We start from the raw sequence: 8,597 nt of genomic DNA on the forward strand, positions 1-8,597 counted from the left end.
CCGTAGGCAGGATTGGGGAACAGTTCTTCCGGCTCGACCGGGTCGTCCGGGAGAACATCTCCAGGTCCGGGTAGGTCGTAGGGGTATTGGGGGCCGCGCCACCGGAACCCGCCGGCAGCATGGGTGCGGTTCGACATGAACCTCACGCCGCCGCCTTCGCTCTCGCCACCAACTCGAACAGCCGCTCAGCCACCAGGCCTGCACGATCAACGGGGGCCTGGGGGTGGTCGGCGTCGGGCCAGGTGACGAACTCGGTGCGTCCGTTCACCCACGCCCAAAACAGGTGGAGGTCTGGGAGGTGTTGCACCCACATGTCGACACCGTCGATCTGGCGGTGCTCCGCGGCACTCATGACGCATCCCCGAAGTCGAGAGCCATCGTCTGATTACTGAGGCGTTTCGCAATCAGCTCGCAGTAACGCTCCTCAAGCTCGACACCGACCGCCTTACGGTTTTCGTTCGCCGCAGCAATCAACGTGGTGCCCGAACCGGCGAACGGGTCGAACACCGTTTCCGAGGCGTTCGTGAACAGGCGCACCCAGTCCTCCACCATTGGCAGCGGTTTCGCCGTCGGGTGACCGGTGTTCTGCACGACGGGGTACGTCCACACGCCAGCCTTGCCACCCCCGTTCCAGGCCGGTTTGGTGTCGGCGCGGTGTAGAAATGAAATCGCTTCCCAGCCTTGCCCGGGACGGTCGGCACTGATCTGCGGCATCGGGTTGGGCTTCACCCAGACACCGATGCGCAGCGAGCGCAACCCGACCGGCGGACCCTGGTCGAAGGCGAAAGCGTGCGCGTAATCAAGCGACGTGACCACCCAACTCGCCGAGACCCGCCCACACTCGGCGAGTACGGCCCGCAGGTCAGCGTCAGAGATCGCCGCGAACGTGACGGCCTTTATGCCATGACCAGCACCCCTGTTCGTCTTTGCCATTCCGTGTGTGCGTTCGGTGTACGGCGGATCCGTGATCACCACATCGACCGACCGATCTGCCATGTCTGCCATGACCTCTCGGCAGTCGCCGTGGTAGAGGGTGACCAGGTCGTCCTGGTAGTAGATGCTCATGGCTGGGCCTCCTGCGCTGCGAGGAACACCAGCACGTGATCGCGGGTGATCCATGGCGACGATTGCGGCTCCACCTTCAACACCCGACGCCCGTAGAAGTCGGTGAGGACCGCGCTACACCCGGCAGCCGAAACCTGCATCGAGGACATGAAGCCGTGCGTGAATGCCTCGGAAGCGAGGTCGGCTTCCACCTCCACGATGTCGCGTGCCGTCCGAAACGCCTGCATGTCAACGACGCTCACGGGTCACCTCCACCGCGCACGGCTCACACACCGTCACGTTCTTCCCCGCCCGCCCATCCGGGAACACCAGGTATTCGCGGACGTAGCCGATCAATGTGCCTACGGGGTAGTCGGTGCGGCATTTGGGGCACCAGCCGGCATAGCGGGCTTCCACTGCACCGCTGCTCACTGGTCGACCCCCTCGTCTTCGATGTCGTAGGAGCGCTGGAGGATTGAAAGCAGCGCGTACTCGACCGACTTCGAGTCCTGCTTGGCTGCGTAGTGCGCTATCTCTGCACGCAGCCAGAGGAGTTGCGCCTCCTTGCGCTGGTAGTACTTGTCGAGCTGGTTCTGGGTGTGTTGTGCGTCGGCGATCTGCTGCTGCACGATCGCGCCATACAGCTCGGACCCGAAGATGGTTTCGGCCCCGCTCACTGGTCGACCTCCTGGGTGGGCATGCAGAACCCGACCACCGTCATCAGCAACAGGACCGCGACGATCACGAACGCCACCAGTTCTTCCGGTCCGAGAGGTGGGAGGATCGCCCACACCCCCAACACAAGACACGCATACGCGGGAACCCAGATCGCGGCCTTCACGACGCCGCCCTCTCACCCGGAGCCGGCTGCGGCAGCGAGTTCCGCCACCGCACACACTCTTCGTGGTCGATAAAGTACTTGCCGCCCCCCTCACGCAAGGTTCGGAACAGGATTCGCCCCTCGACATACTCGCGGCGAAGGGTCTTCTCGGAGACTCCCAGGATTTGGGCGGCCTCCTTCAGGGTGTACTGAAGGGGCTGAAGGTTTCTGTCGTTCATGACGCCTCCAAGGTTCTGGTGGGGATGGGGGTTCGCTTGAGCAGGGTGAGCAGCGCATCGATGTGCTGCCACAGTTGCGGGCGGGTGAGTTCGATGGCGTCGTCCTCACCCGGCGGAAAGATCACGAAGACGGGTTCCCCTGTGGCGGGAATGGTCGTGACGTGATGGGTACCCGTCAAGCCGTCGATGGGGATGGGCGGAACCTCATGCAGCGGAAGATCACTCATGCCGCACCGCCGATGATGCGTTGCAGGACGATCCGCCCCGACGGAGTCAGATCACCGTGGGCCACCAGATCATTGAGGGCAGTGCGCAGCCGACTCGACTTGAGTGCTTCGCGTGCGGCCAACACCATCCAGTACTCCGGCGACTCCTCCGGGTCGAACGGGCGTAGCGGAGACGACTGCTCCCACGCCTTACGCGCAGCCTCCACAGCAGGATCGGTGCTCATGCCGCACCGCCGATACGGTCCAGGTGGGAATCGTCCGGCCCAGGCCACACAATCCGCGACGACCGCTCCACAACCGCTGTCGCACCATACGATTCGATGAGCTTGGCCCTAGACTTCGCGGAGGACAACGACTTGTACTCGCGCTTAGTGGACGGCCAGTGGAAGCGTCGACTCCCGAACTGCGCGATATACCCCGGATCGGGGTCCCACCCCTCGGGTTCCCAGTCAGGGTTGGGGTACCCGAACTCCTCACCGGTGTCGTCGGTGTAGAAGGTCAGTGCCCCTTCGGGATAGCTCGTGATCGCAACTCGGTAGAGGTAGTAGCCGCCGCTGGGCTCACGCCAGTCCGGATCGGCCTCCTGCATTGCTCTGTACACGTCGCGTAGCTCGGCGAGCGTGAGAACCACTTCACCCCGGCCGGACGGGGACTCAACCGACAGGTACGCCAGGTCGAGGCCGCTCACCTCACCGAGCGATACGTGGACCTTCCTGTTTTCATCTGCTACTACAGGGACTGGATCTGCGTAGTGCGAGAAGGACATGAGTCAGACCGCCTCGGGGAAGGACTCGCGCGTCCAGGCCCCGCCTCTGGGCATCTGCAGCTTGGACGTGTTCCCACCACGGCGCCAGTGGTTCCAGGCCATCACGAAGTAACCAATGAGATCACGGTCGCTGACGTTGACTTTGCCTTCGCGGATACGATCGAGTCGGTCACGCAGGGCGAGAATGGGATTGCCGGACTGGAGCCCGGCGCCTGAGTAGAGTCCTTCGCTGAACTCGCGAGCCGCTTCGCCGTCGATCAGTCGGAACTGCAGCAGCACTGCAAGGGTCACGCTGGGTCGGCACTTGACGCGCCGGAGACGCTGACTGGCAAGGTCCTGAAGGATGGCCATCTCGACCGGGTGCTCGGCGGCCCAGGCGACTACCTCCGGGTTGCTGATCTTGCTTGCGACCTTCTGATCGCCGAAGAACGCCATACGCTGCCACTCCAGGTAGACCCGGATGCCGCCTGCGACGATCCTCGAATCAGTCGAACCAAGAAGCCCTTCGAGGACCAGTTGGTCGCCGGCCGTCCGGGTTGTCCCTTGATCCATCGTGCTTTGTGTGTCTGCGGGGAGCCCGCGTACAACCAGGAAAGGAATGGCCGGAAAGTTGTCGTCCATCCGGGCGAGTGCAGTCAGCCGGTGCTGCCCATCGAGGAGGACATCATCGATCGACCACTTGATGGCTTCTCCGTTGTACTTCCAGCGTCCGGAAGTCATCTCGGCCATGAGACGCACTACCTGTGACTCTTTGATCGGTCGGTTGTGTGTGTTCTTCGCGAGTACACGACGCGCCATCGCCGGGTCGACGAAGATGGTCGACGCCGACGGCTTCTGCGGTGTCACACCGACGGACGCGAGATGCTGGCTCTTACGGTGGAAGTCGCCTTCGGAAGTTTTCTGCCAGTTCGACATGGGCTATCCTTCTAGTTGTGTGATGACGCTGTTGAGTGCGTCGCGGACGCGGATCAGATCGCTGAGGTTGGACGCCTTGATCTGGTCCTTGTTCCTTTTCAGGCGGTCGTCGGCGGCGAGCCGGTTGACCGATTCGACAGCGCGCTTCAGGTTGAAAGTCGCGGAGTCGAAAGCATCTGTGATGGGCCGACGCTTCGGCGTGGCCGGTTGTGCCGGTGCGGGGGTCGGCGTGGGAGCGTTGAGTTCAGCGAGGGCGGCATCGGTGAAGCCGGGGGCGATCTCGACCGGCTCGGCCTCAACCTCGGCATCGATGTCGGGTTCCGGATCGATCCGGCGGCTGCCGATCTCGCTACGGATCGCCGCCGCGGTCGGCCTACCCCCGGTGGCCTCGTTGACCTTCGCCATAACATCCACGGCTTCAGCGGGGTCAAGGCCTGTCAGCTCCCGCGCCTGCCCCTCATTGGCCGGAAGTGCCGGTGTGTCACCAATTGGTGACGTCGCCATCTCCAGGGCGGCTTCCATGCCGTCAACAACGGTCGCCGCACTCATGAGGTCATAGCCGCTTACGGCTAAGGTTCCACCGGCTCTGGCAGTACACCTCGAACGACGCATACTCGTGCCGATAAAGGCGATCGTCACGGATCTTCGCCAGGGCGCGGCCTATCTCGATGAACGACTCGAGACCTCGCTCGATGACAGACTCTTGCTGCTCGAGGTCATCTCTCAGTGCTGACAACTGATCGGCAGCGGCGACCGGCTCGCCGGGCAGATAGCTCGGGTAGCTCATCGGTTCACTCCCTCTACTGGTCCCCCCCCCCGCCCCCCCCCCCCCGCCCCCCTCCACTGCCCCCTCCCCCCCCATGACACCCGAGCTTCGCCGCACCGCGTGCACTCAGCTGAGAGATACCTCGAGAGCAAGAGTCTGTCATCGAGCGAGTCTCGAGTCGTTCATCGAGATAGGCCGCGCCCTGGCGAAGATCCGTGACGATCGCCTTTATCGCACGAGTATGCGTCGTTCGAGTGTACTGCCAGAGCCGGTGGAACCTTAGCCGTAAGCGGGCCTATGACCTCATGAGTGCGGCGACCGTTGTTGACGGCATGGAAGCCGCCCTGGAGATGGCGACGTCACCAATTGGTGACACACCGGCACTTCCGGCCAATGAGGGGCAGGCGCGGGAGCTGACAGGCCTTGACCCCGCTGAAGCCGTGGATGTTATGGCGAAGGTCAACGAGGCCACCGGGGTAGGCCGACCGCGGCGGCGATCCGTAGCGAGATCGGCAGCCGCCGGATCGATCCGGAACCCGACATCGATGCCGAGGTTGAGGCCGAGCCGGTCGAGATCGCCCCCGGCTTCACCGATGCCGCCCTCGCTGAACTCAACGCTCCCACGCCGACCCCCGCACCGGCACAACCGGCCACGCCGAAGCGTCGGCCCATCACAGATGCTTTCGACTCCGCGACTTTCAACCTGAAGCGCGCTGTCGAATCGGTCAACCGGCTCGCCGCCGACGACCGCCTGAAAAGGAACAAGGACCAGATCAAGGCGTCCAACCTCAGCGATCTGATCCGCGTCCGCGACGCACTCAACAGCGTCATCACACAACTAGAAGGATAGCCCATGTCGAACTGGCAGAAAACTTCCGAAGGCGACTTCCACCGTAAGAGCCAGCATCTCGCGTCCGTCGGTGTGACACCGCAGAAGCCGTCGGCGTCGACCATCTTCGTCGACCCGGCGATGGCGCGTCGTGTACTCGCGAAGAACACACACAACCGACCGATCAAAGAGTCACAGGTAGTGCGTCTCATGGCCGAGATGACTTCCGGACGCTGGAAGTACAACGGAGAAGCCATCAAGTGGTCGATCGATGATGTCCTCCTCGATGGGCAGCACCGGCTGACTGCACTCGCCCGGATGGACGACAACTTTCCGGCCATTCCTTTCCTGGTTGTACGCGGGCTCCCCGCAGACACACAAAGCACGATGGATCAAGGGACAACCCGGACGGCCGGCGACCAACTGGTCCTCGAAGGGCTTCTTGGTTCGACTGATTCGAGGATCGTCGCAGGCGGCATCCGGGTCTACCTGGAGTGGCAGCGTATGGCGTTCTTCGGCGATCAGAAGGTCGCAAGCAAGATCAGCAACCCGGAGGTAGTCGCCTGGGCCGCCGAGCACCCGGTCGAGATGGCCATCCTTCAGGACCTTGCCAGTCAGCGTCTCCGGCGCGTCAAGTGCCGACCCAGCGTGACCCTTGCAGTGCTGCTGCAGTTCCGACTGATCGACGGCGAAGCGGCTCGCGAGTTCAGCGAAGGACTCTACTCAGGCGCCGGGCTCCAGTCCGGCAATCCCATTCTCGCCCTGCGTGACCGACTCGATCGTATCCGCGAAGGCAAAGTCAACGTCAGCGACCGTGATCTCATTGGTTACTTCGTGATGGCCTGGAACCACTGGCGCCGTGGTGGGAACACGTCCAAGCTGCAGATGCCCAGAGGCGGGGCCTGGACGCGCGAGTCCTTCCCCGAGGCGGTCTGACTCATGTCCTTCTCGCACTACGCAGATCCAGTCCCTGTAGTAGCAGATGAAAACAGGAAGGTCCACGTATCGCTCGGTGAGGTGAGCGGCCTCGACCTGGCGTACCTGTCGGTTGAGTCCCCGTCCGGCCGGGGTGAAGTGGTTCTCACGCTCGCCGAGCTACGCGACGTGTACAGAGCAATGCAGGAGGCCGATCCGGACTGGCGTGAGCCCAGCGGCGGCTACTACCTCTACCGAGTTGCGATCACGAGCTATCCCGAAGGGGCACTGACCTTCTACACCGACGACACCGGTGAGGAGTTCGGGTACCCCAACCCTGACTGGGAACCCGAGGGGTGGGACCCCGATCCGGGGTATATCGCGCAGTTCGGGAGTCGACGCTTCCACTGGCCGTCCACTAAGCGCGAGTACAAGTCGTTGTCCTCCGCGAAGTCTAGGGCCAAGCTCATCGAATCGTATGGTGCGACAGCGGTTGTGGAGCGGTCGTCGCGGATTGTGTGGCCTGGGCCGGACGATTCCCACCTGGACCGTATCGGCGGTGCGGCATGAGCACCGATCCTGCTGTGGAGGCTGCGCGTAAGGCGTGGGAGCAGTCGTCTCCGCTACGCCCGTTCGACCCGGAGGAGTCGCCGGAGTACTGGATGGTGTTGGCCGCACGCGAAGCACTCAAGTCGAGTCGGCTGCGCACTGCCCTCAATGATCTGGTGGCCCACGGTGATCTGACTCCGTCGGGGCGGATCGTCCTGCAACGCATCATCGGCGGTGCGGCATGAGTGATCTTCCGCTGCATGAGGTTCCGCCCATCCCCATCGACGGCTTGACGGGTACCCATCACGTCACGACCATTCCCGCCACAGGGGAACCCGTCTTCGTGATCTTTCCGCCGGGTGAGGACGACGCCATCGAACTCACCCGCCCGCAACTGTGGCAGCACATCGATGCGCTGCTCACCCTGCTCAAGCGAACCCCCATCCCCACCAGAACCTTGGAGGCGTCATGAACGACAGAAACCTTCAGCCCTTCAGTACACCCTGAAGGAGGCCGCCCAAATCCTGGGAGTCTCCGAGAAGACCCTTCGCCGCGAGTATGTCGAGGGGCGAATCCTGTTCCGAACCTTGCGTGAGGGGGGCGGCAAGTACTTTATCGACCACGAAGAGTGTGTGCGGTGGCGGAACTCGCTGCCGCAGCCGGCTCCGGGTGAGAGGGCGGCGTCGTGAAGGCCGCGATCTGGGTTCCCGCGTATGCGTGTCTTGTGTTGGGGTGTGGGCGATCCTCCCACCTCTCGGACCGGAAGAACTGGTGGCGTTCGTGATCGTCGCGGTCCTGTTGCTGATGACGGTGGTCGGGTTCTGCATGCCCACCCAGGAGGTCGACCAGTGAGCGGGGCCGAAACCATCTTCGGGTCCGAGCTGTATGGCGCGATCGTGCAGCAGCAGATCGCCGACGCACAACACACCCAGAACCAGCTCGACAAGTACTACCAGCGCAAGGAGGCGCAACTCCTCTGGCTGCGTGCAGAGATAGCGCACTACGCAGCCAAGCAGGACTCGAAGTCGGTCGAGTACGCGCTGCTTTCAATCCTCCAGCGCTCCTACGACATCGAAGACGAGGGGTCGACCAGTGAGCAGCGGTGCAGTGGAAGCCCGCTATGCCGGCTGGTGCCCCAAATGCCGCACCGACTACCCCGTAGGCACATTGATCGGCTACGTCCGCGAATACCTGGTGTTCCCGGATGGGCGGGCGGGGAAGAACGTGACGGTGTGTGAGCCGTGCGCGGTGGAGGTGACCCGTGAGCGTCGTTGACATGCAGGCGTTTCGGACGGCACGCGACATCGTGGAGGTGGAAGCCGACCTCGCTTCCGAGGCATTCACGCACGGCTTCATGTCCTCGATGCAGGTTTCGGCTGCCGGGTGTAGCGCGGTCCTCACCGACTTCTACGGGCGTCGGGTGTTGAAGGTGGAGCCGCAATCGTCGCCATGGATCACCCGCGATCACGTGCTGGTGTTCCTCGCAGCGCAGGAGGCCCAGCCATGAGCATCTACTACCAGGACGAC

General features: G+C 63.2%; 20 protein-coding genes. 7 read left to right on the top strand and 13 right to left on the bottom strand.

Annotation, left to right across the window (positions count from 1 at the left end):
* Positions 1–142: 142 nt before the first annotated feature.
* Genes BLU62_RS00625 through BLU62_RS00675 form a run of 13 tightly spaced genes read right to left on the bottom strand, consistent with a single transcriptional unit; the run spans position 143 to position 4,798 of the window.
* The gene (locus tag BLU62_RS00625; protein WP_074847839.1) at positions 143–352 is read right to left on the bottom strand and encodes a hypothetical protein; all 210 of its coding nucleotides are present in this window, start codon (positions 350–352) and stop codon (positions 143–145) included.
* Positions 349–1,065 (bottom strand): DNA-methyltransferase, encoded by a 717-nt coding sequence (locus BLU62_RS00630; protein WP_074847841.1) that lies wholly within the window; start codon positions 1,063–1,065, stop codon positions 349–351. Before BLU62_RS00630 ends, BLU62_RS00625 begins: the two co-directional genes overlap by 4 nt.
* Positions 1,062–1,307 (bottom strand): hypothetical protein, encoded by a 246-nt coding sequence (locus tag BLU62_RS00635; RefSeq protein ID WP_074847843.1) that lies wholly within the window; start codon positions 1,305–1,307, stop codon positions 1,062–1,064. The genes BLU62_RS00630 and BLU62_RS00635 overlap by 4 nt, the downstream gene beginning before the upstream one ends.
* On the bottom strand, positions 1,294–1,476 hold the full coding sequence (locus BLU62_RS32055) for a hypothetical protein (RefSeq protein WP_139179899.1): 183 nt from the start codon (positions 1,474–1,476) through the stop codon (positions 1,294–1,296). The genes BLU62_RS00635 and BLU62_RS32055 overlap by 14 nt, the downstream gene beginning before the upstream one ends.
* Positions 1,473–1,721 (bottom strand): hypothetical protein, encoded by a 249-nt coding sequence (locus BLU62_RS00640; RefSeq protein WP_074847845.1) that lies wholly within the window; start codon positions 1,719–1,721, stop codon positions 1,473–1,475. Before BLU62_RS00640 ends, BLU62_RS32055 begins: the two co-directional genes overlap by 4 nt.
* Positions 1,718–1,885: a hypothetical protein gene (locus tag BLU62_RS32685; protein ID WP_159441495.1), complete on the bottom strand. Its 168-nt coding sequence runs from the start codon at positions 1,883–1,885 to the stop codon at positions 1,718–1,720. The genes BLU62_RS00640 and BLU62_RS32685 overlap by 4 nt, the downstream gene beginning before the upstream one ends.
* Positions 1,882–2,103, bottom strand: a complete 222-nt coding sequence (locus BLU62_RS00645; RefSeq protein WP_074847852.1) for a helix-turn-helix domain-containing protein — start codon at positions 2,101–2,103, stop codon at positions 1,882–1,884. Before BLU62_RS00645 ends, BLU62_RS32685 begins: the two co-directional genes overlap by 4 nt.
* Positions 2,100–2,330 (bottom strand): hypothetical protein, encoded by a 231-nt coding sequence (locus BLU62_RS00650; RefSeq protein WP_074847850.1) that lies wholly within the window; start codon positions 2,328–2,330, stop codon positions 2,100–2,102. The genes BLU62_RS00645 and BLU62_RS00650 overlap by 4 nt, the downstream gene beginning before the upstream one ends.
* Positions 2,327–2,554: a hypothetical protein gene (locus tag BLU62_RS00655; RefSeq protein ID WP_074847847.1), complete on the bottom strand. Its 228-nt coding sequence runs from the start codon at positions 2,552–2,554 to the stop codon at positions 2,327–2,329. The genes BLU62_RS00650 and BLU62_RS00655 overlap by 4 nt, the downstream gene beginning before the upstream one ends.
* Positions 2,551–3,096: a DUF7304 family protein gene (locus BLU62_RS00660; protein WP_425284521.1), complete on the bottom strand. Its 546-nt coding sequence runs from the start codon at positions 3,094–3,096 to the stop codon at positions 2,551–2,553. Before BLU62_RS00660 ends, BLU62_RS00655 begins: the two co-directional genes overlap by 4 nt.
* Positions 3,097–3,099: 3 nt before the next feature.
* The gene (locus tag BLU62_RS00665) at positions 3,100–4,011 is read right to left on the bottom strand and encodes a hypothetical protein (protein WP_244278006.1); all 912 of its coding nucleotides are present in this window, start codon (positions 4,009–4,011) and stop codon (positions 3,100–3,102) included.
* A 3-nt stretch (positions 4,012–4,014) separates the two neighbouring features.
* Positions 4,015–4,560, bottom strand: a complete 546-nt coding sequence (locus BLU62_RS00670) for a hypothetical protein (RefSeq protein WP_139179909.1) — start codon at positions 4,558–4,560, stop codon at positions 4,015–4,017.
* A gap of 4 nt (positions 4,561–4,564) precedes the next feature.
* On the bottom strand, positions 4,565–4,798 hold the full coding sequence (locus tag BLU62_RS00675; protein ID WP_139179910.1) for a hypothetical protein: 234 nt from the start codon (positions 4,796–4,798) through the stop codon (positions 4,565–4,567).
* Between the two features lie 832 nt (positions 4,799–5,630).
* On the opposite strand from BLU62_RS00675, the gene BLU62_RS00685 reads away from it, so the two are divergent.
* The 7 genes from BLU62_RS00685 to BLU62_RS00710 all read left to right on the top strand — a co-directional run bounded on the left by BLU62_RS00685 (position 5,631) and on the right by BLU62_RS00710 (position 8,577).
* Positions 5,631–6,542, top strand: a complete 912-nt coding sequence (locus tag BLU62_RS00685; protein ID WP_244278006.1) for a hypothetical protein — start codon at positions 5,631–5,633, stop codon at positions 6,540–6,542.
* A gap of 3 nt (positions 6,543–6,545) precedes the next feature.
* The gene (locus BLU62_RS00690) at positions 6,546–7,091 is read left to right on the top strand and encodes a DUF7304 family protein (RefSeq protein ID WP_425284521.1); all 546 of its coding nucleotides are present in this window, start codon (positions 6,546–6,548) and stop codon (positions 7,089–7,091) included.
* On the top strand, positions 7,088–7,315 hold the full coding sequence (locus tag BLU62_RS00695; RefSeq protein ID WP_074847847.1) for a hypothetical protein: 228 nt from the start codon (positions 7,088–7,090) through the stop codon (positions 7,313–7,315). Before BLU62_RS00690 ends, BLU62_RS00695 begins: the two co-directional genes overlap by 4 nt.
* Positions 7,312–7,542, top strand: a complete 231-nt coding sequence (locus tag BLU62_RS32060; protein WP_074847850.1) for a hypothetical protein — start codon at positions 7,312–7,314, stop codon at positions 7,540–7,542. Before BLU62_RS00695 ends, BLU62_RS32060 begins: the two co-directional genes overlap by 4 nt.
* Positions 7,481–7,759 carry a helix-turn-helix domain-containing protein gene (locus BLU62_RS34635; protein WP_074847937.1) on the top strand — a complete coding sequence of 93 codons (279 nt, stop codon included), beginning with the start codon at positions 7,481–7,483 and terminating at the stop codon, positions 7,757–7,759. The genes BLU62_RS32060 and BLU62_RS34635 overlap by 62 nt, the downstream gene beginning before the upstream one ends.
* Positions 7,760–7,918: 159 nt before the next feature.
* Positions 7,919–8,308: a hypothetical protein gene (locus tag BLU62_RS00705; protein ID WP_074847939.1), complete on the top strand. Its 390-nt coding sequence runs from the start codon at positions 7,919–7,921 to the stop codon at positions 8,306–8,308.
* A 23-nt stretch (positions 8,309–8,331) separates the two neighbouring features.
* Positions 8,332–8,577, top strand: coding sequence for a hypothetical protein (locus BLU62_RS00710; protein WP_074847843.1), 246 nt, complete (start codon positions 8,332–8,334; stop codon positions 8,575–8,577).
* Positions 8,578–8,597: the final 20 nt, after the last annotated feature.

The organism is Gordonia westfalica, assembly GCF_900105725.1.
Lineage (GTDB): Bacteria > Actinomycetota > Actinomycetes > Mycobacteriales > Mycobacteriaceae > Gordonia > Gordonia westfalica.